Origin of the sequence: Streptomyces sp. CC0208 (genome assembly GCF_003443735.1) — a bacterium.
GTDB classification, from domain to species: Bacteria; Actinomycetota; Actinomycetes; order Streptomycetales; family Streptomycetaceae; genus Streptomyces; species Streptomyces sviceus.
Map to the genome: position 1 here is coordinate 5,459,603 of NZ_CP031969.1, position 24,650 is coordinate 5,484,252.

At 71.3% G+C, this 24,650-nt stretch carries 20 protein-coding genes, 1 tRNA gene and 1 pseudogene; 19 read left to right on the top strand and 3 right to left on the bottom strand.

Translation table 11 applies throughout. The features are described 5' to 3' along the window. Window positions 1–63: 63 nt before the first annotated feature. The 6 genes from D1369_RS25080 to D1369_RS25105 all read left to right on the top strand — a co-directional run bounded on the left by D1369_RS25080 (window position 64) and on the right by D1369_RS25105 (window position 7,153). Window positions 64–648, top strand: a complete 585-nt coding sequence (locus D1369_RS25080) for an ABATE domain-containing protein (protein WP_007382404.1) — start codon at window positions 64–66, stop codon at window positions 646–648. Window positions 649–967: 319 nt separating this feature from the next. After that, a complete protein-coding gene (locus D1369_RS25085; RefSeq protein WP_010039908.1) occupies window positions 968–1,489 on the top strand; it encodes a sigma-70 family RNA polymerase sigma factor in 522 nt (173 codons plus the stop codon). A 59-nt stretch (window positions 1,490–1,548) separates the two neighbouring features. Continuing rightward, window positions 1,549–2,316 carry a zf-HC2 domain-containing protein gene (locus D1369_RS25090; protein WP_158680207.1) on the top strand — a complete coding sequence of 256 codons (768 nt, stop codon included), beginning with the start codon at window positions 1,549–1,551 and terminating at the stop codon, window positions 2,314–2,316. A 63-nt stretch (window positions 2,317–2,379) separates the two neighbouring features. Beyond that, window positions 2,380–4,827 carry a UvrD-helicase domain-containing protein gene (locus D1369_RS25095; RefSeq protein ID WP_007382401.1) on the top strand — a complete coding sequence of 816 codons (2,448 nt, stop codon included), beginning with the start codon at window positions 2,380–2,382 and terminating at the stop codon, window positions 4,825–4,827. A 301-nt stretch (window positions 4,828–5,128) separates the two neighbouring features. After that, a complete protein-coding gene (locus D1369_RS25100; protein ID WP_007382400.1) occupies window positions 5,129–6,544 on the top strand; it encodes an NAD-dependent malic enzyme in 1,416 nt (471 codons plus the stop codon). Window positions 6,545–6,871: 327 nt separating this feature from the next. Next, a complete protein-coding gene (locus D1369_RS25105; protein ID WP_007382399.1) occupies window positions 6,872–7,153 on the top strand; it encodes an HU family DNA-binding protein in 282 nt (93 codons plus the stop codon). Window positions 7,154–7,254: 101 nt separating this feature from the next. On the opposite strand, the gene murA is transcribed toward D1369_RS25105, so the two are convergent. Then, window positions 7,255–8,601 carry a UDP-N-acetylglucosamine 1-carboxyvinyltransferase gene (gene murA / locus D1369_RS25110; RefSeq protein ID WP_007382398.1) on the bottom strand — a complete coding sequence of 449 codons (1,347 nt, stop codon included), beginning with the start codon at window positions 8,599–8,601 and terminating at the stop codon, window positions 7,255–7,257. 254 nt (window positions 8,602–8,855) lie between these two features. Here murA and D1369_RS25115 point away from each other — a divergent pair, with 254 nt between their 5' ends. The 10 genes and pseudogenes from D1369_RS25115 to D1369_RS25155 all read left to right on the top strand — a co-directional run bounded on the left by D1369_RS25115 (window position 8,856) and on the right by D1369_RS25155 (window position 19,197). Further along, complete coding sequence (locus D1369_RS25115) at window positions 8,856–9,428, top strand: YqgE/AlgH family protein (protein WP_020139023.1); 573 nt, start codon at window positions 8,856–8,858, stop codon at window positions 9,426–9,428. A 29-nt stretch (window positions 9,429–9,457) separates the two neighbouring features. Continuing rightward, a complete protein-coding gene (locus D1369_RS25120) occupies window positions 9,458–9,736 on the top strand; it encodes a DUF3039 domain-containing protein (protein ID WP_020121221.1) in 279 nt (92 codons plus the stop codon). A gap of 272 nt (window positions 9,737–10,008) precedes the next feature. Continuing rightward, window positions 10,009–10,250, top strand: a pseudogene (locus D1369_RS25125) (carbohydrate ABC transporter permease); the annotation flags it as partial. A gap of 8 nt (window positions 10,251–10,258) precedes the next feature. Next, window positions 10,259–11,890, top strand: coding sequence for a beta-N-acetylhexosaminidase (locus D1369_RS25130; protein WP_007382394.1), 1,632 nt, complete (start codon window positions 10,259–10,261; stop codon window positions 11,888–11,890). A gap of 235 nt (window positions 11,891–12,125) precedes the next feature. Beyond that, a complete protein-coding gene (locus D1369_RS25135) occupies window positions 12,126–13,019 on the top strand; it encodes an FAD binding domain-containing protein (protein WP_037900260.1) in 894 nt (297 codons plus the stop codon). Beyond that, window positions 13,016–14,899: a (2Fe-2S)-binding protein gene (locus D1369_RS25140; RefSeq protein ID WP_007382392.1), complete on the top strand. Its 1,884-nt coding sequence runs from the start codon at window positions 13,016–13,018 to the stop codon at window positions 14,897–14,899. Before D1369_RS25135 ends, D1369_RS25140 begins: the two co-directional genes overlap by 4 nt. After that, the gene (locus D1369_RS25145) at window positions 14,896–17,205 is read left to right on the top strand and encodes a molybdopterin cofactor-binding domain-containing protein (RefSeq protein ID WP_007382391.1); all 2,310 of its coding nucleotides are present in this window, start codon (window positions 14,896–14,898) and stop codon (window positions 17,203–17,205) included. Before D1369_RS25140 ends, D1369_RS25145 begins: the two co-directional genes overlap by 4 nt. After that, entirely contained in the window at window positions 17,202–17,330 is a 129-nt protein-coding gene (locus D1369_RS44565) for a hypothetical protein (RefSeq protein WP_007382390.1), read from the top strand. Before D1369_RS25145 ends, D1369_RS44565 begins: the two co-directional genes overlap by 4 nt. A 34-nt stretch (window positions 17,331–17,364) precedes the next feature. After that, complete coding sequence (locus D1369_RS25150; protein WP_037900256.1) at window positions 17,365–17,895, top strand: AAA family ATPase; 531 nt, start codon at window positions 17,365–17,367, stop codon at window positions 17,893–17,895. 144 nt (window positions 17,896–18,039) lie between these two features. Continuing rightward, entirely contained in the window at window positions 18,040–19,197 is a 1,158-nt protein-coding gene (locus D1369_RS25155) for an SUKH-4 family immunity protein (RefSeq protein ID WP_037900253.1), read from the top strand. Here D1369_RS25155 and D1369_RS25160 read toward each other — a convergent pair. Beyond that, window positions 19,152–19,748 carry an FABP family protein gene (locus tag D1369_RS25160; protein WP_037900251.1) on the bottom strand — a complete coding sequence of 199 codons (597 nt, stop codon included), beginning with the start codon at window positions 19,746–19,748 and terminating at the stop codon, window positions 19,152–19,154. The genes D1369_RS25155 and D1369_RS25160 overlap by 46 nt on opposite strands. Before the next feature lie 108 nt (window positions 19,749–19,856). After that, window positions 19,857–19,928 (bottom strand) — tRNA-Cys (locus D1369_RS25165). Between the two features lie 201 nt (window positions 19,929–20,129). Between D1369_RS25165 and D1369_RS25170 the strand changes: the two genes are divergently transcribed. The 3 genes from D1369_RS25170 to D1369_RS25180 all read left to right on the top strand — a co-directional run bounded on the left by D1369_RS25170 (window position 20,130) and on the right by D1369_RS25180 (window position 24,532). Then, window positions 20,130–21,596 (top strand): MFS transporter, encoded by a 1,467-nt coding sequence (locus D1369_RS25170; RefSeq protein ID WP_007382386.1) that lies wholly within the window; start codon window positions 20,130–20,132, stop codon window positions 21,594–21,596. A 197-nt stretch (window positions 21,597–21,793) separates the two neighbouring features. Continuing rightward, on the top strand, window positions 21,794–23,584 hold the full coding sequence (locus tag D1369_RS25175) for a DEAD/DEAH box helicase (RefSeq protein WP_007382385.1): 1,791 nt from the start codon (window positions 21,794–21,796) through the stop codon (window positions 23,582–23,584). A 306-nt stretch (window positions 23,585–23,890) separates the two neighbouring features. Further along, complete coding sequence (locus D1369_RS25180; protein WP_007382384.1) at window positions 23,891–24,532, top strand: helix-turn-helix domain-containing protein; 642 nt, start codon at window positions 23,891–23,893, stop codon at window positions 24,530–24,532. The last annotated feature ends 118 nt before the right edge of the window (window positions 24,533–24,650 follow it).

Sequence of the window (24,650 nt, forward strand, 5' to 3'; positions counted from 1 at the left end):
CACAGCCTCGAAGCATCTCACCGACCCCTTACCACCGGGGCACCCCTAGGCGGTGACAGGCACATGGCACTGGGTACGGCCACGGTCGCGTACGAGCTGCGCTTCGACGCCGGACGGATCTGTCTCGACCTCCTCGCGACCACCCACCCCGAGGAACGCCTCGACTCGACGGAGGTGCTCGGCGCCTGGATCGTCGGTTCGGGACTGGTGCCGCAGGGGACGGACCTGGCCCACGCGGACCCCTCCTGGCTGATCGGCTTCCACGAACTGCGGCGATGTATCGGACAGTTGGTGCGGGGAGCCCCCGGCCACGGCACCGACCTCGCGCTCGCCCACGTCAACGCCGCCGCCCGCGCCGCGCCTCCCGCCCCGCGAGCCGTACCCGACGAAGACGGCGGGCTGGTGCGCGAGTTGGTCGGTCCGCCCGACTGCGCGGCCCTGCTCGGGGCCATCGCCCGGGACGCCGTGGAGCTGCTGACGGACCCGGTCGCGCGGGCCGGGATCAGAGAGTGCGAAGGGGACAACTGCCCCATCGTGTACCTGGATACGTCACGGGGACGCAGGAGGCGCTGGTGCTCCAGTGAGGTCTGCGGGAACCGGGAAAGGGTGGCCCGACATCGTCGGCGCGCGGCACTCTCGCGCACCTGACTGGTCGTTATGTCCCTTCTGTGGAGCGGTTGTCGAAGTGATTTCGATTACATCTCGTTTACTCGCTCAACCTCACGGGCCGTAGTTGCGATCTTGTCTGTGTGGTGGAAATGTGAAGATCGCGCGGCGGGAATGTGCATGCATGTCCTGTCTCGTCACGTCACTCAGAAGAAAACTGTCGTCGCGCTTTGAACACCCGGCACCCCGCGTCCGTACCCCTCGTCGAGCGACCGACTGGGGGAACCCCCGGACATCGGAGGTGGGCGTGCGCAAGGATTCCGTCGTGGCCAATGAACGTGGATCGAGGGCCCGACATCGCATGTCCCAGCCCTCGGAACCTGATGAGGAGCTGATGCGTGCCCTTTACAGGGAGCACGCCGGGCCTCTCCTTGCGTATGTCCTCCGGTTGGTTGCGGGTGACCGCCAAAGAGCCGAGGACGTGGTGCAGGAGACGCTCATCCGTGCCTGGAAGAACGCCGGACAGCTCAATCGAGCGACCGGATCGGTACGCCCCTGGCTGGTGACGGTCGCCCGGCGCATCGTCATCGACGGCCACCGCAGCCGGCAGGCCCGGCCGCAGGAGGTCGATCCGTCGCCGCTGGAGGTCATCCCCGCGGAGGACGAGATCGACAAGGCGCTGTGGTTGATGACGTTGTCCGATGCGCTCGACGACCTGACCCCGGCCCACCGGGAGGTCCTGGTCGAGACGTATTTCAAGGGGCGTACCGTCAACGAGGCGGCCGAGACCCTGGGCATCCCCAGCGGAACAGTCCGCTCGCGGGTCTTCTACGCCCTGCGGTCGATGAAGCTCGCACTGGAGGAGCGGGGGGTGACAGCGTGATGGGTGTTTACGGGGGTAACCAGGGATTCGGCACAGGTGGTTCGGGTATGTCTGGCTCCATGATGGGATCTCCGGTGCCGAACGAGCACGAGACCGTCGGCGCCTACGCCCTCGGGATCCTCGACGACGCCGAGGCGACCGCCTTCGAGGCTCATCTCGCGACCTGCGAATGGTGCGCCCAGCAGCTCGACGAGCTCGCCGGCATGGAGCCGATGCTCGCCGCCCTCGCGGACCTGCCGGGCTCCGGCACCCCCGCGATCGGGGAGTCGCTGTCCGCCAAGCCCAGTCCGCGGATCGTGAACAAGCTCGTGGACGAGGTCGCCGAGCGCCGTGCGCAGAAGCGGCGCCGCAGCTTCTACATGGTCGCGGCCGCGGCCGCGCTGATCATCGGCGGTCCGTTCGTCGCGATGGCGGCGAGCGGCGGCGACACGGACGGCGGGCCCAAGCAGAACCAGGTCCTGGCGGCCACCCCGAAGGAACTCTTCGAGTCCATGAGCGACAAGGTGTCCGCGACCGACTCCTCCACCGGCGTCAGCGCGACCGTCGCCATGCAGGAGAAGAACTGGGGCACCTCGCTCGGTCTGGAGCTCAAGGGCGTCAAGGGACCGCTCAAGTGCTCCCTGATCGCGGTCGGCACCAACGGCGAGCGCTGGACGGCCTCCACCTGGTCCGTCGGCAAGTGGGGCTACGGCATCCCCAACGGCAAGACCGCGGAATCCAAGCAGCCGCTCTACATCGGCGGCGCGGTCGCCCCGGCCCAGAACGAGATCGACCACTTCGAGGTCGTGGACTCCGACGGCAACAAGCTCGTCCAGGTCGCCGCGTAACTTCCCGCCGGGGCCCCCTTCGCGTACGGTTGACGGCTGCCCAGCACGTCAGAAGGGGGCCCGGTGGCCGCTCAGGCTCAACCATCTGCGGTCGGCTCGGTTCAGGACTCCGTCCGGGACCGTGAGATCAGCGTCGAACAGGAACATCTGGACCGGGTCTACCGGCGTCTTGAGGAGAAGATCCACGAGGCGGAGTTCCTGATGAACGACGCGGCCAAGCGTGGCCAGGTCGGCACGCCCGGCGCGCTCGCCGAACGGGACGCCCAGGTCTTCCGGGCCGGCGTCCACCTCAACCGGCTCAACAACGAGTTCGAGGACTTCCTGTTCGGCCGGATCGACCTGCTCCCCGGCAGGGACGGCAAGAAGGGGCCCGACGGCGCCTACACCGCCGTGGAGCCGGCCGAGGGCGCTGTCCGCGAGGACAGCACCGCCGACATCGCGGAGACCCTGCACATCGGCCGGATCGGGGTCCTGGACTCCGAGTACGCGCCGCTCGTCATCGACTGGCGGGCCCCGGCCGCCGCGCCCTTCTACAGGTCCACTCCGGTGGATCCCGGGCGTGTCGTACGACGCCGGGTCATCCGCTCCAAGGGCCGCAGGGTCCTCGGCGTCGAGGACGACCTCATGCGCCCCGAGCTCAAGGCCTTCCTCGACGGCCACGAGCTGCCCGTCATCGGCGACGGCGCCCTGATGGCCGCGCTCGGCCAGGCCCGCAGCCACACCATGCGGGACATCGTCGCCTCCATCCAGGCCGAGCAGGACATGGTCATCCGCGCCCCCGCCGCGTCCGTGACGTACGTCGAGGGCGGCCCCGGCACCGGCAAGACCGCCGTGGCCCTGCACCGCGCCGCGTACCTCCTCTACCAGGACCGCCGCCGGTACTCGGGCGGCATCCTCATCGTCTCGCCCACCCCCCTGCTGGTCGCCTACACCGAGGGCGTCCTGCCGTCCCTCGGCGAGGAGGGCCAGGTCGCCATCCGCGCGATCGGCTCCCTGGTCGACGGCGTCGAGGCCACCCTGTACGACTCCCCGGCGGTGGCCCGCGCCAAGGGCTCGTACCGGATGCTGAAGGTGCTGCGGAAGGCGGCACGGGGAGTGCTGGAACTGGGCGCCGGCGGCAGGGAGGCCGGCCCGGGCGGTACCGGCAGAGCCTCCGGCCGGTCCGACTCCGGGCAACTCTCCTTCGGGGACTTCGGTGCCTCCGACGCCGCTGCCGGTGACGGGAACGGCGCCGCCACCGCCGTATCCCCGCAGTCCCCGTCCGGACCCCCCACCCGCCTGCGCGTCGTCGCCTTCGGGCGGCGCCTCGAGCTGGAGGCGGACGAGCTGGAACGTATCCGCCGCAACGCCCTCGGCGGCACCGCGCCGGTGAACCTGCTGCGGCCCCGGGCCCGCAAGCTGCTCCTGGACGCGCTGTGGGCGCGGTCCGGGGCGGGGGGCCGGCACACCGATCCGGAGCTGGCCGCCGAGCTGCGGTCGTCGTTCGACGAGGACATCACCTCCGAGGACAGCTTCATCGAGTTCCTCGACGCCTGGTGGCCCGAGCTCACCCCGAAGACCGTTCTCGACGCCATGGCCGACGAGCGGCGCCTGGGGCGCTGGGCCCGCCGGATCCTCAACCCCGGCGAGATCCGCAGGGTCGCCCGCTCGCTCAGGCGGGACGGCCTGACCGTGCACGACATCGCCATGCTCGACGAGCTCCAGGCGGTCCTCGGCGCCCCCGCCCGCCCGCGCAAGAGGCGCGAACTGGACCCGCTCGACCAGCTCACCGGCCTGGAGGAGCTGATGCCGGTCCGTGAGGAGTCGCAGCGCGAGCGGGCCGAGCGGCTGGCCCAGGAGCGGGTCGAGTACGCCCACGTCATCGTCGACGAGGCCCAGGACCTCACGCCCATGCAGTGGCGCATGGTCGGCCGCCGCGGCCGGCACGCCACCTGGACGGTCGTCGGTGACCCCGCCCAGTCCTCCTGGTCCGACCCCGACGAGGCCGCCGAGGCCCGCGACGAGGCCCTCGGCTCCCGGCCCCGCCGCCGCTTCGAGCTGACGGTGAACTACCGCAACCCCTCCGAGATCGCCGAGCTCGCGGCGAAGGTGCTGGCGCTGGCCATGCCCGGCGCCACGTCCCCCTCGGCCGTACGGTCCACCGGCGTCGAGCCCCGTTTCACCGTCGTACGCAAGTCGCTCGGGGAGACCGTCCGCGAGGAGGCCGCCCGGCTCCTGGATCTCGTCGACGGCACCGTCGGCGTCGTCGTCGCGATGAACCGGCGCGAGGAGGCGGCCCGCTGGCTCACCGGACTCGGCGACCGGGTGGTCGCGCTCGGCAGCCTGGAGGCCAAGGGACTGGAGTACGACGCGACGGTCGTCGTCTCCCCGGCCGAGATCGCCGACGAGTCGCCGGCCGGACTGCGGGTGCTCTACGTCGCCCTCACCCGGGCCACCCAGCAGCTCACGGTCGTCTCGGCGGAGCGCGACCAGCCAAACGCGGAGGGCGTGCCGGATCTGCTGAGAGATTGAACTCTCCGCGGGGGAATGGTCTTTCGGGATCCGTTTGTTAGCCTGGACGTGACACCGGCCCGATCCAAGCCCCCGGGCCCAACCTTCGTCGCCACGAGCGACCACTTGCCGCGAGGCGAGCATGGCGGGTCGGTGTCATTGACCTGGTAAGAGGCCCACGTCCATGTGACGTGGGCCTCTTTCGCATGAACCGCTCCGTGAACAAAAAGTCCGCAATCCAGTGCGGCTAACGCCTACTCATCAGTAGGTGCGACCATCGGACGGCATCAGCGTCACCAGGTGAAAGCAGAGGAAGTCGGCCATGGCAACGGCGCCCAGCGTCTCCTACTCGATCACGGTCCGTCTGGAGGTGCCCGCGAGCGGAACCGCGGTCTCCCAGATCACCACGGCCGTGGAGTCCCACGGAGGCTCGGTGACGGGCCTCGACGTGACCGCGTCCGGCCACGAGAAGCTCCGCATCGACGTCACCATCGCCGCGTCCTCCACCGCGCACGCGGACGAGATCGTCCAGCAGCTGCGCGGCATCGAGGGCGTCACGCTCGGCAAGGTCTCCGACCGTACGTTCCTCATGCACCTCGGCGGCAAGATCGAGATGCAGTCCAAGCACCCCATCCGCAACCGTGACGACCTCTCGATGATCTACACGCCGGGTGTGGCCCGCGTGTGCATGGCGATCGCCGAGAACCCCGAGGACGCGCGCCGCCTCACCATCAAGCGCAACTCCGTTGCGGTCGTGACGGACGGCTCGGCCGTGCTGGGCCTGGGCAACATCGGTCCCAAGGCCGCCCTCCCGGTCATGGAGGGCAAGGCGGCCCTCTTCAAGCGGTTCGCCGGCATCGACGCCTGGCCGCTGTGCCTGGACACTCAGGACACCGACGCGATCGTCGAGATCGTCAAGGCGATCGCCCCCGGGTTCGCCGGCATCAACCTCGAGGACATCTCCGCGCCCCGCTGCTTCGAGATCGAGGCCCGGCTGCGCGAGGCCCTCGACATCCCCGTCTTCCACGACGACCAGCACGGCACCGCGATCGTCGTCCTCGCCGCCCTGACGAACGCACTTCGCGTCGCGGGCAAGACGATCGAGAACATCCGGGTCGTCATGTCCGGCGCCGGTGCGGCCGGTACGGCCATCCTCAAGCTGCTGATCGCCGCCGGCGTCAAGAACGCCGTCGTCGCCGACATCCACGGCGTCGTGCACGCCGGCCGCGAGGACCTCGTCGACGCCGCCCCGGGCTCGGCGCTGCGCTGGATCGCCGACAACACCAACCCCGAGAACCTGACCGGGACCCTGAAGGAGGCCGTCCGCGGCGCCGACGTCTTCATCGGTGTCTCGGCCCCCAACGTCCTGGACGGCACCGACGTGGCCGCCATGGCCGAGGGTGCGATCGTGTTCGCGCTCGCGAATCCCGACCCCGAGGTCGACCCGGCGATCGCCCGTCAGACGGCGGCCGTCGTGGCCACCGGGCGGTCCGACTTCCCGAACCAGATCAACAACGTGCTGGTCTTCCCGGGTGTCTTCCGCGGTCTGCTGGACGCCCAGTCCCGCACGGTCAACACGGAGATGATGCTCGCGGCCGCGAAGGCCCTCGCGGACGTCGTCACCGAGGACGAGCTGAACCCGAACTACATCATCCCGAGCGTCTTCAACGACAAGGTCGCGGGCGCGGTGGCGGGTGCGGTGCGGGACGCGGCGAAGGCCGCGGGCGCGACGGCGTAGGGCCCCCGCCCACGGCTCCGGCCCCGGGTCTACAGTGGACGTCGTATGTTTGTTCGGCTGTGAGGATTGCCACGGCGGTCCTCCGGCCCGGCGCGTCGCGAAACCGGGCGGTTCGCGCAACCCTCTAGGGTGGCGCCACGCCCAGGCCTCTGTTCGTGTGACCCCCTAGGGTGTTCATACGAGTCCTACGGGTGCCGGATTGGCTTTCCCGCAGCAGGTAGGGGCAGGATGCGTCCCTGGGCGCGAGCGCATCGGCTTCGCTGTGCCTCGTGTGCGGCCCCGCCGCGTGGCACACCCCAACGGCAAGAAGAACACGGGAGTAACAACATGAACCGCAGTGAGCTGGTGGCCGCGCTGGCCGACCGCGCCGAGGTGACCCGCAAGGACGCCGACGCCGTTCTGGCCGCGTTCGCCGAGACCGTCGGCGAGATCGTCGCCAAGGGCGACGAGAAGGTCACCATCCCCGGCTTCCTGACCTTCGAGCGCACGCACCGTGCCGCTCGCACCGCGCGCAACCCGCAGACCGGTGACCCGATCCAGATCCCGGCCGGCTACAGCGTCAAGGTTTCGGCGGGCAGCAAGCTCAAGGAAGCCGCCAAGGGCAAGTAGGTCCGACGGTGCGTCTCGGGACGACGTACACGTCTCAGTAACGTCAATGGGGCGGCCACCCGGTTCCGGGTGGCCGCCCCATCGTCGTGTGCGGGAACCTGTCAGCCGAGTGCCTTGCCCGGCAGCTCCACCTTCGCGCCCAGCTCGACGAGCTTCTCCATGAAGTTCTCGTAGCCGCGGTTGATCAGGTCGATGCCGTGGACCCGGGACGTGCCCTGGGCCGCCAGCGCCGCGATCAGGTACGAGAAGCCGCCGCGCAGGTCGGGGATGACCAGGTCGGCGCCCTGGAGCTTGGTGGGTCCTGAGACGACCGCCGAGTGCAGGAAGTTGCGCTGGCCGAAGCGGCAGTTCGAGCCGCCCAGGCACTCGCGGTAGAGCTGGATGTGAGCACCCATCTGGTTGAGCGCGGAGGTGAAGCCCAGGCGGGACTCGTACACCGTCTCGTGGATGATCGACAGGCCGGTGGCCTGGGTCAGGGCGACCACCAGCGGCTGCTGCCAGTCCGTCTGGAAGCCCGGGTGCACGTCCGTCTCCAGCGCGATGGACTTCAACTGGCCGCCGGGGTGCCAGAAGCGGATGCCCTGGTCGTCGATCTCGAAGGCACCGCCCACCTTCCGGTAGGTGTTCAGGAACGTCATCATCGAGCGCTGCTGGGCGCCGTGGACGTAGATGTTGCCCTCGGTCGCCAGCGCCGCGGACGCCCAGGAGGCGGCCTCCAGGCGGTCCGGCAGCGCGCGGTGGTTGTAGCCGCTCAGCCGGTCCACGCCCGTGACGCGGATGGTCCGGTCGGTGTCCATCGCGATGATGGCGCCCATCTTCTGCAGGACGCAGATGAGGTCCTCGATCTCCGGCTCCACCGCCGCGTTCGAGAGCTCGGTGACGCCCTCCGCGAGGACGGCCGTCAGGAGCACCTGCTCGGTCGCGCCCACGGACGGGTAGGGCAGCCGGATCTTCGTGCCGCGCAGCCGCCGCGGCGCCTCCAGGAACTGTCCGTCCGCGCGCTTCTCGATCGTCGCGCCGAACTGTCGCAGCACCTCGAAGTGGAAGTCGATGGGCCGGCCACCGATGTCGCAGCCGCCGAGACCGGGGATGAAGGCGTGTCCCAGGCGGTGCAGCAGGGGACCGCACAGGAGGATCGGGATCCGCGAGGAACCCGCGTGGGCATCGATGTCAGCGACGTTGGCGCTCTCGACATGCGTCGGGTCCATCACCAGCTCGCCCGGTTCCTCACCCGGACGGACCGTCACCCCGTGCAATTGCAGCAGACCGCGTACGACGCGCACGTCACGGATGTCCGGAACGTTGCGCAGTCGACTCGGCTCGCTGCCCAGAAGGGCGGCGACCATGGCCTTCGGTACGAGGTTCTTCGCACCGCGGACACGGATCTCGCCCTCCAGCGGGGTTCCGCCGTGGACAAGCAGTACGTCGTCAGAGCCGTTGACGGTCATGTATCTCGCGTTCCGATGAGTCGGGCAGGGGCCGGAAGGGACAAGGGTAATCGCCGCCCACCCCCCTTCTGTAAGCCCAAGTGCCGCTCAGTCACGTCATAGGTCTGTCACAACACGTGCCGTCCCCTGTCGGGCACATGGGGTCACCGGCGCCGGGCGTGCGCGTGGGGCGCATCGTTGCGCTCTGAGCTGCATCCACTGCCGTAGCGGCATTGCCTCCCCACGCGGAGGGAAGATGCGGGATCATGTCTGGCATGACCGAGGTGTCCTCGCTCACAGGGCGGTTGCTCGTGGCAACGCCCGCCCTGGCGGACCCGAACTTCGACCGAGCGGTGGTGCTCCTTCTCGACCACGACGAGGAGGGCTCCCTCGGCGTCGTCCTCAACCGGCCCACCCCGGTGGACGTCGGCGACATCCTCGAGGGCTGGGCCGACCTCGCGGGCGAACCGGGCGTCGTCTTCCAGGGCGGCCCGGTCTCCCTGGACTCGGCGCTGGGGGTCGCCGTCATCCCCGGGGGCGGGGCCGTCGACGGGGCCCCGCTGGGCTGGCGCAGAGTGCACGGCGCGATCGGACTGGTCGACCTGGAGGCCCCGCCGGAGCTGCTCGCCTCGGCCCTCGGCAGCCTGCGCATCTTCGCCGGTTACGCCGGCTGGGGCCCCGGTCAGCTGGAGGACGAGCTGGTGGAGGGCGCCTGGTACGTCGTCGAGTCGGAACCGGGCGACGTGTCCTCCCCGGCCCCGGAGAGACTGTGGCGTGAGGTCCTGCGCCGCCAGCGCAACGAGCTCGCGATGGTGGCCACGTATCCGGACGACCCTTCGCTGAACTGATCCATGTGAGCTTCAGTACCCTTGGCCGTATGAGCACTCTCGAGCCCGAGCGCGGGACTGGTACGGGGACCCTCGTCGAGCCCACGCCGCAGACTTCCCACGGCGACGGCGACCACGAGCGCTTCGCCCATTACGTCCAGAAGGACAAGATCATGGCGAGCGCCCTCGACGGCACGCCCGTCGTGGCGCTGTGCGGCAAGGTGTGGGTGCCGGGCCGCGATCCCAAGAAGTACCCCGTGTGCCCCATGTGCAAGGAGATCTACGAGTCCATGGGTTCAGGGGACGACGACAAGGACGGCGACAAGTAGCCGTTCCTGCTTGAGTTCCACCTGAGTTCCGCCTGAGTTCCACCTGGGTTTCGCGAGCCCCCGGGATGCGTACGGCGCGTCCCGGGGGCTTTCGCGTTCTCTGGTCACGAAGTGGTTGAGACCTCTTGTGGACAGGCTCATGTTCTCCCTAACCTCCGTTGTGTTGTGCACAGCGAAACGGCCATTGCGTATGTTGCAATGCGCTAGCCCGGTCGGTATTTCGTCAACAGCCTTGTCGTCGCATGCAGTGTGGTGATCGTCTCGGCACTGATCACGTTTCTGCCTTCTCGCTGCCCTTCGCGATCTGGATGCTGAGCGGGTTCGTGAAGGCCGTACCGGAGGCTTTGGAGGAGGCCGCGGCCACGAGCGTGTTCTCGTTCATCTCGGCCTGGAACGATTTCCTGTTCGCCAAGTCGTTCTGTCGACGGTGATGACGATTCCGGTGCTGGTGTTCTTCGTACTCGTACAGCGACGCCTGGTCTCGGGACGGGACGGGACGGGGCGGAGCGGTTAAGGACTGACGTGACTTCACTGATTCCGGCGCCGTCGAGCGTCGGCGCCCCCGGCGGGCGGCCGTTCGTCCTCGACGAGGACACCGAGATCGAGGCCGGCCCGGGCGCCGGAGGCGTGGCCCGCTGGCTGCGCACCACGGTCGGCGCGGCGACGGGCCTGCCGCTGGAGCCGTACACCTCCGGCGCAAGCCGCATCCTGCTGCGGATCGCGCCGTCCCTCGCCGACGAACTCGGCACCCCCGAGGCGTACCGCCTCACCGTGGACGAGCACGCCGTCGTCATCGAAGCGGCCGGCCGGGAGGGCTTGTTCTACGGCGCCCAGACCTTCCGTCAGCTGCTCGGCCCCGTCGCCTTCCGGCGCGCCCCCGTCACCTCCGGGCGCGTCTGGGAGATGCCCCCGGTCACCATCAGCGACGCTCCGCGATTCCGCTGGCGCGGTCTCATGCTCGACGTGGCCCGGCACTTCACGCCCAAGGACGGAGTCCTGCGCCACCTCGACCTGATGGCCGCGCACAAACTCAACGTCTTCCACTTCCACCTGACGGACGACCAGGGCTGGCGGATCGAGATCAAGAGGTACCCCCGGCTCACCGAGGTGGGCTCATGGCGGGCGCGTACCAAATTCGGCCACCGGGCCTCGCCGCTGTGGGAGGAGAAGCCGCACGGCGGCTTCTACACCCAGGACGACATCCGGGAGATCGTCGCCTACGCGGCCGAGCGGCATATCACCGTCGTCCCCGAAATCGACGTGCCCGGACACTCGCAAGCCGCCATCGCCGCGTACCCGGAACTCGGCAACACCGACGTCATCGACACGTCCTCCCTCACGGTCTGGGACAACTGGGGCATCTCTTTGAACGTACTCGCCCCCACTGACAACACCCTGCGCTTCTACGAGGGCGTGTTCGAGGAACTGCTGGGGCTGTTCCCTTCCGAGTTCATTCACATCGGCGGCGACGAATGCGCCAAGGAGCAGTGGCGGGAGTCGCCCCTCGTCCAGGCCCGGATCGAGGAACTCGGCCTCGCGGACGAGGACGAGTTGCAGTCCTGGTTCATCGGGCACTTCGACAAGTGGCTCTCCGCGCGCGGGCGCAGGCTCATCGGCTGGGACGAGATCCTGGAGGGCGGGCTGGCCGAAGGCGCGGCGGTCTCGTCCTGGCGCGGCTACGCGGCCGGCATCGCGGCCGCCCGCGCCGGCCACGACGTCGTCATGTGCCCCGAGCAGCAGGTGTACCTGGACTACCGGCAGGACGCGGGCGCGGACGAACCGGTCCCCATCGCCTACGTCCGCACCCTGGAGGACGTCTATCGGTTCGAGCCCGTTCCACCGGAGTTGACGCCCGAGGAGGCCGCGCACGTCCTCGGCGCGCAGGCCAACGTGTGGACCGAGGTGATGGAGGACCAGGGACGCGTCGACTACCAGACCTTCCCCCGGCTGGCGGCCTTCGCCGAAGTGGCCTGGAGTCCTCTGCCCGCCCCCGCGGAACGGGACTTCGCCGACTTCGAGCGGCGGATGGCCGCGCACTACGAACGACTCGACGCCCTGGGCGTCGGCTACCGGCCGCCCACGGGGCCGCTGCCGTGGCAGAAACGACCCGGTGTGCTCGGCCGGCCCATCGAGGGGGCGCCCCCGAACAGGTAGGGGAAAAAGACCTCAAGAGTCACCGAAGAGTGTCAATCGTCATGTGCGGGCGATCCCGGACGAAAACGGACCATCCCCCTGGTGGGGTGGGCGAATGCCGCCGAACGCCTCCTAGCGGACCCCTGTCTTCGGGTGTTGCGAAGATGTGCCAGAGTTGCCACGTCCGCCCTGTCAGCACGTACCGTACGGCAGCAACGGGCAGGGCCAGGTGGGGCAGCGGGAAGGGGCAGCCGGTTTGACCACGCACACACCGCAGGCGGCGCAGGCCGTCACGCTGCCCACAACGCTGGACGAGGCCGTGGCGGCCCTCACCGCCATGCCCGCCGCCGTGCCCGTCGCCGGCGGCACCGACCTGATGGCCGCCGTCAACTCCGGGCAGCTCAGGCCCGCCGCTCTCGTCGGCCTCGGCCGGATCAGCGAGATCCGCGGCTGGCAGTACCAGGACGGGCACGCCCTGCTCGGCGCCGGACTCACGCACGCGCGTATGGGCCGCCCCGACTTCGCCGCCCTCATCCCCGCGCTCGCCGCCGCCGCCCGCGCCGCGGGCCCGCCGCAGATCCGCAACGCGGGCACCCTGGGCGGCAACATCGCCTCGGCGGCACCCACGGGCGACGCGCTGCCCGTCCTCGCCGCCCTCGAGGCCACGCTGATCATCGCGGGCGCCGACGGAGCCCGCCGCGAGATGCCGGTCTCGCACCTGCTGGCCGGCATGGAGATGCTGCGCGCCGGTGAACTCATCGGCTTCGTGCGCGTGCCGCTGCTGCACGCCCCGCAGGTCTTCCTCAAGGTCACAGGCCGCACGGGACCGGGCCGCGCGATGGCCTCCGTCGCGCTGGTCCTCGACCCGGCCCGGCGCGGGGTCAGGTGCGCCGTCGGGGCCATAGCGCCGATGCCGCTGCGCCCCCTGGACGCCGAGCAGTGGGTCGCCCGGCTCATCGACTGGGACAACAACCGCGCGATCGTCCCGGAGGCCCTGGAGGCCTTCGGCGAGTACGTCGCCGCGGCCTGCATCCCCGACCCGGCACCGGGCCCGGACGGCTCCGTGCCGCAGCATCCGCCCGCAGTACTGCACCTGCGGCGCACCGTCGCCGCGCTGGCCCGACGAGCACTGGGGAGGGCACTGTCGTGACCGACGACCAGCACGAAGAGGGCACGCCCCGGGCCGCCGGCCGCTGGGACCCGCTGCCCCAGGGTGACTACGACGACGGCGCGACCGCCTTCGTGAAGCTCCCCGAAGGGGGCATCGACGCCCTCCTGGCCTCCGCCGACAGCCCGCTGGCCGCGCCCGGCCACGGGTATGTGCCGCCGCAGATAACGTCCGCGGCGGGCGACGGGAGCGACCCGGCGGGCACGGGCGGCTGGGCCGTACCCGCCGAGGGCGCGCAGTGGCCCGACCCGAGCACCCTGCCGCAGGGCCAGACCGGGCAGTTCACGTACAACCCCGCGACCACCCAGCAGTGGCACGTCGAGGACACCGCGGCCGCGCCCGCGCCGGGCCACGACGTCACCGGCCAGTGGTCGATCCCCGTGGCCGGCGGCGAGCTCCCGGACGAATCGGGCGAGTTCACCACGTCGTCCCTGGTCGAGCAGTGGGGCGGCACCCCCCCGGCGACCCTGCCGGGCGGTGCGTCCGCGCCCTGGGCGACACCGCAGGCACAGCCGTGGGGGGACCAGCCCCAGGACGGCCCTGGAGCGGAACCCGAGCACGGCGGACCGGCCGGGGAACGGCACCCGCACCTGCCGCACGGTGACGGACACTCCGGCCACTTCGACGGCGGCTTCGGCGACGGTTACGGCGGCCCGGTCGGCGCCGGCCACGCGCACGTGCCCGCCGGTGAGGCACCGGGCGGCGAGGCCGACGCCCCGCACGGTGGCCCGGCCGGTGACGCGCACACGCCGTCCGCCGCGCATCCCGGAAGCCACACGGTCACCGACGCCCCGCAGCGGCCGGAGCCGGACGAGGCGACCCCCGAGACGGCCCAGGACTCCACGCAGGGGCACACCCACACCAACGGCCACGGCATCGCTCTCGCGCAGCCGCACACCGACACCGACGGCCACGGCACGGCTCTCGCCGAGCCGCACGGCACGCCCCAGCCCCACGACCCCGCCGAGCCCTACCGGGACGGGCCCTCCGCAGCCGCCTCACAGCCCTCACCGCGCCTCGGAGAGGACTTGGCGGCTCCCAGTGCCCCCGAGGGCGCCGAAGAGGCCGTAGAAGCCGCTGACGGCCCCGCCGAGCCCGGTGCCGAGCACGCCCCGGCCGCGGGCGACGACGAACCGGCGCCGGAAGCGGCCGAGGAGCACGCGAGCGACGCCGCCGAGGACCAGGACGAGCCGGCCCCCGTGTTCCCCGGTGAGGAACACCCCCTCGCCTCCTACGTCCTGCGCGTCAACGGCGTCGACCGTCCCGTCACCGACGCGTGGATCGGCGAGTCGCTGCTCTACGTGCTGCGCGAGCGGCTCGGACTCGCCGGTGCCAAGGACGGCTGCTCGCAGGGCGAGTGCGGGGCGTGCAACGTCCAGGTCGACGGACGGCTCGTCGCCTCCTGCCTGGTGCCCGCCGTGACCGCCGCCGGCAGCGAGGTCCGTACCGTCGAAGGACTCGCCGAGGACGGCCGGCCCTCGGACGTGCAGCGGGCGCTCGCCCGGTGCGGCGCCGTGCAGTGCGGCTTCTGCGTGCCCGGCATGGCGATGACCGTGCACGACCTCCTGGAGGGCAACCCCGCGCCCACCGAGCTGGAGACCCGCCAGGCGCTGTGCGGCAACCTCTGCCGCTGCTCCGGCTACCGGGGTGTCGTCGACGCCGTCAAGGAGGTCGTCGCCGAGCGCGAGGCCCACGCGAAGGGCGACGCTGAGACGGACGGCGACGAGGCACGTATTCCGCACCAGGCGGGCCCCGGAGGCGGAAGCGTCCACCCGTCGGCGTTCGACTCACCGGGGTTCCCGAACGCCTCCGGATCACATGAGCAGGCGTACGGACAGGGACAGGACGGAGGCCAGGCGTGAGCAACGAAGCCGCCACCGCGACCACCGCCGCGGAGGCAGCACCCGCCCCCGAGCCGATTCCGCACGGCATCGGCGTCTCCCTGCCGGCCTCCGACGCGCGCGCGAAGACCGAGGGCACCTTCCCCTACGCTGCCGACCTGTGGGCCGAGGGCCTGCTGTGGGCGGCCGTCCTGCGCTCCCCGCACGCGCACGCGCGCATCGTGTCCATCGACACCTCCCACGCGCGTGAGATGCCCGGAGTCCGCGCGGTCGTCACCCACGAGGACGTGCCCGGCAGCCCGGTCCACGGCCGCGGCAAGGCCGACCGCCCGGTCTTCGCCTCCGAGGTCGTCCGCCACCACGGCGAGCCCATCGCGGCCGTCGCCGCCGACCACCCCGACACCGCGCGCATGGCCGCCGCCGCCGTCATCGTCGAGTACGAGGTGCTCGACCCGGTCACCGACCCGGAACAGGCCTTCGAGGCGGAGCCGCTGCACCCCGACGGCAACCTGGTCCGGCACATCCCGCTCCAGCACGGCGACCCCTCCGCGACCGGCGAGATCGTCGTCGAGGGCCAGTACCGCATCGGCCGCCAGGACCCCGCCCCCATCGGCGCCGAGGCAGGACTCGCCGTGCCCCGCCCCGACGGCGGTGTCGAGCTCTACCTCGCCTCCACCGACCCGCACGGCGACCGCGACACGGCCGCCGCCTGCTACGGCCTGGAGCCCGAGCGCGTCAAGGTCGTCGTCACCGGCGTCCCCGGCGCCACCGCCGACCGCGAGGACCAGGGCTTCCAGCTCCCGCTCGGCCTGCTCGCGCTCAAGACCGGCTGCCCGGTCAAACTGACGGCCACGCGCGAGGAGTCCTTCCTCGGCCACGTCCACCGTCATCCCACGCTGCTGAGATACCGCCACCACGCCGACGCCGACGGCAAGCTGGTGAAGGTCGAGGCGCAGATCCTGCTCGACGCGGGCGCCTACGCCGACACCTCCTCGGAGGCCCTGGCCGCCGCCGTGGGCTTCGCCTGCGGGCCGTACGTCGTCCCGAACGCCTTCATCGAGGGCTGGGCCGTCCGCACCAACAACCCGCCCTCCGGCCATGTCCGCGGCGAGGGCGCGATGCAGGTGTGCGCCGCCTACGAGGCGCAGATGGACAAGCTGGCCAAGAAGCTGGGCGTCGACCCGGCGGAACTGCGCCTGCGCAACGCCCTCGCCACCGGGGACGTACTCCCGACCGGCCAGACGGTGACCTGCCCGGCCCCGGTCGCCGAACTGCTTCAGGCGGTACGGGACTTCCCGCTGCCCGAGCTGCCCAAGGACACCCCCGAGGACGAGTGGCTGCTGCCCGGCGGCCCCGAGGGCGCGGGCGAACCGGGCGCGATCCGCCGGGGCGTCGGCTACGGCCTCGGCATGGTGCACATGCTGGGCGCCGAGGGCGCGGACGAGGTCTCCACGGCGACCGTACGCGTCCAGGACGGCGTCGCGACCGTGCTCTGCGCGGCCGTCGAGACCGGCCAGGGCTTCACCACGCTGGCCCGCCAGATCGTCCAGGAGACGCTCGGCATCGACGAGGTCCACGTCGCCCCCGTCGACACCGACCAGCCCCCGGCGGGCCCGGGTGCGCGCGGCCGCCACACCTGGGTCTCGGGCGGCGCGGTGGAACGCGCGGCCAAGATGGTCCGCACCCAGCTTCTCCAGCCCCTGGCGCACAAGTTCGGCATGTCCACCGAGCTGCTCCAGATCACCGACGGCAAGATCACCTCGTACGACGGAGTCCTGTCGACTACCGTCACCGAGGCCATGGACGGCAAGGAACTGTGGGCCACCGCCCAGTGCCGCCCGCACCCCACCGAACCCCTCAACGAGATCGGCCAGGGCGACGCCTTCGTCGGCATGGCGTTCTGCGCGATCCGCGCGGTGGTCGACGTAGACATCGAACTCGGTTCGGTGCGCGTGGTCGAGCTGGCGCTCGCCCAGGACGTGGGCCGGATCCTCAACCCGGCCCAGCTGGAGGCCCGTATCGAAGCGGGCGTCACGCAGGGCGTCGGGATAGCGCTGACGGAGAACCTGCGCAGCGCGCGCGGGCTGATCCGCCACCCGGACCTGACGGGGTACGCCCTGCCGACGGCTCTGGACGCGCCGGAGATCCGGATCGTCAAGCTCGTCGAGGAGCGGGACGTGGTCGCCCCCTTCGGCGCGAAGGCGGCCAGCGCGGTGCCGGTGGTCACGTCACCGGCGGCCGTCGCCTCCGCCGTGCGCGCGGCCACGGGCCGCCCGGTCAACCGGCTCCCGATCCGCCCGCAGGCCGCGGTGGTGACGGACCGGTGAGCACGCCAGGGCAGGAGCCCCGCGAGTACGAACCGCCGCCCGGTCTGGGCAAGTTGGCGCTGTGGATCCTGCTGTTCGTGGTGGCGGCGATCGTGGTCGTGGTGGGCGGCGTGTACTTCACCTGATCGAAGTGCCTTCGGCCGTCGGGGGGTTCACGTGATGCGCGGGGTCGTCCTGGTCACCGGTGTGATGGCGGCCGGGAAGTCGACGGTCGCGCAGGCGCTCGCGGAGCGGTTGCCGCGGGCGGCGCATGTCCGCGGCGACGTGTTCCGGCGGATGATCGTGTCGGGGCGCGAGGAGTACACACCCGGCGCCTCCGACGAGGCCGTCGCCCAACTCCGTTTGCGGCACCGGCTGTCGGCGGCGACGGCGGACGCCTACGCCGAGGCCGGATTCACGGCGGTCGTGCAGGACGTCGTCCTGGGCGAGGACCTGACGGCGTACGTCGGACTGGTCCGGACCCGGCCGCTGTACGTCGTGGTCCTGGCACCGGACGCCGGGACGGTGGCCGCCCGGGAGACGGCCCGGACGAAGACGGGTTACGGGCCCGCCTGGACGGTCGCCGCGCTGGACGAGGCACTGCGGGAGTCGACCCCGCCGGTCGGGCTGTGGCTGGATTCCTCCGCGCAGACCCCCGCGCAGACGGTGGAGGCGATTCTCGCGGGGCGGGAACGCGCGAGGGTGGCCTGACGTCTCCTTGGTACGGGGGTTGATACGGGGGCGTTGTCAGTGGTGGCGCGTAGTGTTTCGAGCAGTGGGGGACGAGCGCAGGCCCGACGGGTTCGCCGTGCCGTGCCCGGCCAGGGGACTGCGTACGAAGCACACGGGGGAGCCATGAGCACGACCGATGCCGCCGTAGCGGCGATCAGACTGACCGAGGACGAACTGCAGCCCTACATCTCACATGTGTCGACCCGCCGCTGGCTCAGCGGCCCGGGACTGCCCGGCGACAGCGACCTGTTCACCTTCGAGGAGCTGCGCAGGGAGGGTCTGCGGACGGTGGCGGACGCCACCGGCGACCCGGCCGGCCTGCTCCGCGAGGAGCTGCGCGACCAGTTGGTGATAGGCGGACTCACGGACCTGCACGGCAGGGAGAGGGAGTCGGTCCTGCTCGACGGGGTCACCGGCGAGGTCTCGACGACGGCGTTCTTCCCCGCCCGCCCCGACCTGATGGACCGCACCCCCCTGGCGCCGTCCCTGCCCACCCTGGTCCGCTTCGCGGCGGCCACGGACGAACTGACGGAGGTGCGCGGCCAGTTCGCCGCGTACGCCGGCCGCTTCGGTCCCACGGCCGTGGAGGACGCGACGCGCCAGCTGCTGACCGTGTTCGAGGAGGGCACGGGCGGCGATGTCCCGACGTTCTGGAAGATCGCGGCCCTGATCCGCCCCCTGACCCTGGTGGCGGGTCCCGGCACGGACTCCGGCCTGGCCCTGGACCTCCCGCCGCGTCTCCTGGACCAGGAGTTCGGCCGCAGCCATGTCGTCCGCTTCGAGGACATCGACTTCCCGTCCACGCTCACGCACGCCCCGACCCGGCGCTTCCTCGCCGAGACGGGCCTGCCCGAGGACGGCGTCCTCTTCCACACCGACCCGGACGCCCCGCTCCCGACCCTCGCCGAGCACCGGGCCGACCATCTGACCGCCCTCCCGCCCCGCGCCGGCCACCTGATCGTCCTCGGCCATCTGATCGAGGACAACACCCTGGTCGTCGACGGCGAGACGGGCGAGGTCCTGAACTGGAGCGAGCGCGAAGGCACACTCCATCCCCTGAACACCGACATCTCCACGCTCGCCTTCACCCTGTGGCTGCTGCACCGGGAGCGCCGGATAGACGAGTCGCTCGCCCACGAGCTGACCAACACGCTGTACGTCCAGGTCGCCAAGACGATGATCCGGGCCCTGTCCACCATCGACCCCACGGGCACCACGACGGACGCGGACTGGCACTACTGGACGGAGCTGTTCCAGGACGAGGTGGGCGGGGTGCTCTGACCGGCTGCGCGCCGCAGAGTCGCCGAGAGGTGGTGCTGCAGGGGCTGCCCGACCGCCGCGAGCTCGTGGACGAACGTGAAGGTGTCGCTGTCGCCGTCGGGAGCCAGGGTGTAGCGCCGGCGCGTGGCTGTCACCTCCTTCGCGGTCGGGGTCAGCGCCACGGTGTGCGTGGCGAGATCGACCGCGCCCTCTCCCGCCTGCCCGACCAGGATCTCGGTGATGCCGGTGGGCTGGGTGACCAGCGCCTCCACCCGCCCGCCCGGCTGAACCCGCCACCACCCGCTCTCCCGCGCCGCGGGCCGCAACGGCGCCCCGTCCCCGTCGAGCAGCCAGGCCCGGGCCTCGTACCGCAGAAAGGGCCGCCCGTCATGACTGAAGCGAACCTCCTGCGCGTACGCGAAGTCGCCATCGAGCGTCGGATACCCACCTCGCCCCCGCCCCCGCCACACCCCCAGAAACCCGAGCACGGGCTCGAGCAGCGGGTGCGGAGCAGGCGCCTGCTCCACCCCCAGGGCATCAGGAAAGGGAGGCTCCACCACACCGTCAACCACGCCCGCACGCCTCCTCACCCACGACCACTACTGCCGCAAGCCTAGGGCGCCGCCCCACAGGGCAAGGGGCGGCACCTCGAACGAGATGCCGCCCCTTGCCCACAACAGAGGCCGTGGCGGGAATCGAACCCGCGTAACTCGCTTTGCAGGCGAGTCCCTGAACCACTCGGGCACACGGCCGGGGTAACCCGGTGACTTGACCGTAGGGGGGTGTGGGGGGTGGTTCAAGGGGGGCGTGGGGGCTGCAACGGGACTGCCATACGCCGTTCACGAACGGGACGGGACCGGTGGGGATCGGCTGTGGTCGTACGACCAAGGTCTCAGGCCGGAGCGTGCTTTCGACAGGGGTCAACCGGGGCTGTGGCCCTTACTCTGGCGGGCATGGCTGTCCTGGAACCGCGTGACACCGGTGTCACCGATGACCCTGAGGTCCCGTCCGTCGACGAGGTGGAGGAGGGGGTGCTGGGACGTTCGTACCGGGCGCTGAGCATCGGCATCGTGTCCGTCGTGCTGCTGATCGCGTTCGAGGCGACCGCCGTGGGGACCGCGATGCCGGTCGCGGCGCGGGAGTTGGACGGGGTAGCGCTCTACGCATTCGCGTTCTCCGGGTACTTCACCACCAGCCTGTTCGGGATGGTGCTGGCCGGGCAGTGGGCGGATCGGCGGGGGCCGCTCGGGGCGTTGAGCGGTGGGATCGCCGCGTTCGTCGCCGGGTTGCTGTTGTCCGGGACCGCCGGCGCGATGTGGCTGTTCATTCTCGGGCGGGCCGTGCAGGGGTTCGGCGGCGGGCTGGTCATCGTGGCGCTGTACGTCGTCGTCGGGCGGGCCTATCCGGAGCGGCTGCGGCCCGCCATCATGGCCGCGTTCGCGGCCGGGTGGGTGGTGCCGTCGATCGTGGGGCCGCTCGCGGCCGGGGCGGTGACCGAACACCTCGGGTGGCGGTGGGTGTTCGTCGGGATTCCGGTGCTGGTGGTCTTTCCGCTGGTGCTCGCGCTTCCGCAGATACGGCGGCGCGCGGCGGGCCCGGTCGACGGCACCGACGGACAGGTCTCCTTCGACCGGCGCCGCATCCGGCTCGCCCTCGGGATCTCCCTCGGCGCCGGACTCCTCCAGTACGCGGCCCAGGATCTGCGCCCCCTTTCCCTGCTCCCGGGTCTCGCGGGCGTGGCGCTGCTCGTGCCGGCTGTGCTCGGGCTGCTTCCGCGCGGGACGTATCGGGCGGCGCGGGGGCTGCCCTCCGTCGTGCTGTTGCGCGGGGTCGCGGCGGGGTCCTTCGTGGCCGCCGAGTCCTTCGTGCCGTTGATGCTGGTCACCCAGCGGGGGCTGTCGCCGACGCTGGCCGGGTTCTCGCTCGCGGCGGGCGGGGGTACGTGGGCGCTGGGGTCGTGGGTGCAGTCGCGGGCGCGGGTGGAGCCGTACCGGGAACGGCTGATGACCGGCGGCATGGTGCTGGTCGCGGCCGCGATCGCCGGTGCGCCGAGCGTGCTGATCGACTCCGTGCCGGTGTGGATCGTCGCCGTCGCCTGGGGGTTCGGCTGCTTCGGGATGGGGCTGGTGATCTCCTCCACCAGCGTGCTCCTGCTGCAGCTCTCCGCGCCGGAGGAGGCCGGTACCAACTCCGCCGCCCTGCAGATCTCCGACGGTCTGTCGAACGCGGTGCTGCTGGCGGGGGGCGGTGCGGCGTTCGCGGCGCTGGGCGGCGGGACGGTGGGTCATACGGTGACGGAGGCGTCCGGCTCCCATCCGGCCGCGTTCGCCGTGGTATTCCTTCCGATGGCGGGGGTGGCCCTGGCGGGGGCCTGGGTGACGACCCGGCTGCGTGCCGGAGCCGAGTCTTCCGGTACATGACCGGCCCAAGATCGCGGCCCACCTGCCGCGCTTCGCCCGCTGACTGTGACCTCGGTCCCACCCGCGGGGGACCCGGCCCCGTCCGCGCGTTGACACCACCGGCCCGCCGGTAAGGTGACCCGGTCGTCATACACAGCCGAAGACACCGCGAAGACACCGCGAAGACACCGCCGAACCGCTCGACCCCGACGGAGACCGTGACTACCACCGCCGCCTCCTCCCATCACCTTTCCCCCGCCTTCCCCGGCCGGGCCCCCTGGGGCACCGCCAGCAAGCTGCGTGCGTGGCAGCAAGGGGCGATGGAGAAGTACGTCCAGGAGCAGCCGCGTGACTTCCTGGCCGTCGCGACGCCGGGGGCCGGTAAGACGACCTTCGCGCTCACGCTCGCGTCCTGGCTGCTGCACCACCATGTCGTGCAGCAGGTGACGGTCGTCGCGCCGACCGAGCATCTGAAGAAGCAGTGGGCCGAGGCGGCGGCGCGGATAGGGATCAAGCTCGATCCCGAGTACAGCGCGGGGCCGCTCGGCAGGGACTACCACGGCGTCGCCGTCACCTACGCGGGTGTGGGCGTACGGCCCATGCTCCACCGCAACCGGGTCGAGCAGCGCAAGACCCTCGTGATCCTCGACGAGATCCACCACGCCGGTGACTCCAAGTCCTGGGGCGAGGCGTGCCTGGAGGCCTTCGAGCCCGCCACCCGCCGGCTCGCGCTCACCGGTACGCCCTTCCGGTCCGACACCAACCCGATCCCCTTCGTGACGTACGAGGAGGGCAACGACGGCATCCGGCGGTCGGCCGCCGACTACACCTACGGGTACGGCAACGCGCTGGCCGACCATGTCGTGCGGCCCGTCATCTTCCTCTCCTACAGCGGGCAGATGCGCTGGCGGACCAAGGCCGGTGACGAGATCGCCGCCCGGCTCGGCGAGCCGATGACCAAGGACGCGATCAGCCAGGCCTGGCGTACGGCCCTGGATCCGCGCGGTGAGTGGATGCCGAGCGTGCTGCGCGCCGCCGACCAGCGGCTCACCGAGGTCAGGAAGGCCATCCCGGACGCGGGAGCGCTGGTCATCGCCTCCGACCAGGACTCCGCCCGCGCCTACGCCAAGCTCATCCGCGAGATCACCGGCAACAAGGCGACCCTCGTGCTGTCCGACGACGCCGGGGCCTCGAAGAGGATCGACGACTTCAGCGAGAGCAACGACCGGTGGATGGTCGCCGTGCGGATGGTGTCGGAGGGCGTCGACGTCCCCCGGCTGGCGGTGGGGGTGTACGCCACCACCATCTCCACGCCGCTGTTCTTCGCCCAGGCCGTCGGCCGTTTCGTACGGTCCCGGCGGCGCGGCGAGACCGCCTCCGTCTTCCTGCCGACCGTGCCCGATCTCCTCACCTTCGCCAACGAGATGGAGGTGGAACGGGACCACGCCCTCGACAAGCCGAAGAAGGAGGGCGAGGAAGACCCGTACGCCGACTCCGAGAAGGAGATGGAGGAGGCGAACAAGGAGCAGGACGAGGACACCGGCGAGCAGGAGCAGTTCGCCTTCGAGGCGCTGGAGTCCGAGGCCGTCTTCGACCGGGTGCTGTACGACGGCGCCGAGTTCGGCATGCAGGCCCACCCCGGCAGCGAGGAGGAGCAGGACTACCTCGGCATTCCGGGCCTCCTTGAGCCGGACCAGGTGCAGCTCCTGCTCCAGAAGCGGCAGGCCCGGCAGATCGCGCACAGCCGCAAGAAGCCGGACACCGAGGCGGACCTGCTGGAGCTGCCCGCCGAGCGGCGGCCCGTCGTCTCGCACAAGGAGATGATGGAGCTGCGCAAGCAGCTCAACACCATGGTCAGCGCGTACGTCCATCAGAGCGGCAAGCCGCACGGTGTGATCCACACCGAGCTGCGCCGGGTGTGCGGCGGGCCGCCGAGCGCCGAGGCCACGGCCGGGCAGTTGCGGCAGCGGATCGCCAAGGTGCAGGAGTGGGCCACCCGGATGCGGTGACGACCGCGTCCGCTCGTGCTCGGCGACTGTCACACCGTACGTATCAGGACAAACGGAGTGGTCCGTACCGGCTGCTGCCCGGATTCTGGACGGAGGCTTCCGCTGAGCGAACCCCCTTCGCTACTGTCACGCTACGCACACGCCCCGTGGCAGCGCCGCCGCGGAGCGCAGCCGTGAAGCGACGCGGCCCGGTAAGAGACCGGGCCGCCGGCCGATCGGCGGCCTCTGAAGCGCGTCGCCGACGGGACTCGGTGACGCACCGCCGCTCGGAGGTTGCCGACCTCACCACTTGGAGGAGTGGGCGTCGTGACCGCGGAGACCTCTCAGACGCTTGACCGGGGACTGCGTGTCCTCAAGCTCCTGGCCGACACGGACCACGGGCTCACCGTCACCGAGCTTTCCAACAAACTGGGTGTGAACCGGACCGTGGTGTACCGGTTGCTGGCCACGCTGGAGCAGCACGCCCTCGTACGGCGTGATCTCGGCGGGCGAGCCCGGGTGGGGCTGGGAGTGCTGCGCCTCGGACGGCAGGTGCATCCGCTCGTACGGGAGGCCGCGCTGCCCGCGCTGCGGTCGCTCGCCGAGGACATAGGGGCAACGGCTCATCTCACACTGGTGGACGGCGCCGAGGCGCTGGCCGTGGCCGTCGTGGAGCCCACCTGGACGGACTATCACGTGGCCTATCGGGCCGGGTTCCGGCATCCACTGGACCGGGGCGCCGCGGGTCGGGCGATTCTCGCGGCCCGGCAGCAGGGGTTCGGGGACCCGGGGTACCTGCTGACGCACGGGGAGCTGGAGGCCGGCGCCAGCGGGGCGGCCGCTCCTCTGCTCGGGGTCACCGGCGTCGAGGGCAGTGTCGGGGTCGTGATGCTGGCGGACGCGGTGCCGGAGCGGGTGGGGCCGCGGGTGGTGGACGCGGCACGGGAGGTCGCGGAGGCACTGCGTTGAGCGCGGCGCGTCCTGGCGGACGGCCACTGCCGGTCCCGCGCACACCGGGCATCGGCGTCGAACCGCTCCCCGACACGTCCTACGGCGTTTCGCGCGCGCGAGACGGGATCCGTACGCG

What these genes read in the sequence shown, in the direction of transcription:
- D1369_RS25150 (WP_037900256.1), top strand. Translation starts at nt 17,365, where the DNA reads ATGCGCGGGGTCGTCCTGGTCACCGGTGTGATGGCGGCCGGGAAGTCG.
- D1369_RS25100 (WP_007382400.1), top strand. Translation starts at nt 5,129, where the DNA reads ATGGCAACGGCGCCCAGCGTCTCCTACTCGATCACGGTCCGTCTGGAG.
- D1369_RS25170 (WP_007382386.1), top strand. Translation starts at nt 20,130, where the DNA reads ATGGCTGTCCTGGAACCGCGTGACACCGGTGTCACCGATGACCCTGAG.
- D1369_RS25155 (WP_037900253.1), top strand. Translation starts at nt 18,040, where the DNA reads ATGAGCACGACCGATGCCGCCGTAGCGGCGATCAGACTGACCGAGGAC.
- D1369_RS25120 (WP_020121221.1), top strand. Translation starts at nt 9,458, where the DNA reads ATGAGCACTCTCGAGCCCGAGCGCGGGACTGGTACGGGGACCCTCGTC.
- D1369_RS25115 (WP_020139023.1), top strand. Translation starts at nt 8,856, where the DNA reads ATGACCGAGGTGTCCTCGCTCACAGGGCGGTTGCTCGTGGCAACGCCC.
- D1369_RS25085 (WP_010039908.1), top strand. Translation starts at nt 968, where the DNA reads ATGTCCCAGCCCTCGGAACCTGATGAGGAGCTGATGCGTGCCCTTTAC.
- D1369_RS25105 (WP_007382399.1), top strand. Translation starts at nt 6,872, where the DNA reads ATGAACCGCAGTGAGCTGGTGGCCGCGCTGGCCGACCGCGCCGAGGTG.
- murA (WP_007382398.1), bottom strand. Translation starts at nt 8,601, where the DNA reads ATGACCGTCAACGGCTCTGACGACGTACTGCTTGTCCACGGCGGAACC.
- D1369_RS25080 (WP_007382404.1), top strand. Translation starts at nt 64, where the DNA reads ATGGCACTGGGTACGGCCACGGTCGCGTACGAGCTGCGCTTCGACGCC.
- D1369_RS25090 (WP_158680207.1), top strand. Translation starts at nt 1,549, where the DNA reads ATGATGGGATCTCCGGTGCCGAACGAGCACGAGACCGTCGGCGCCTAC.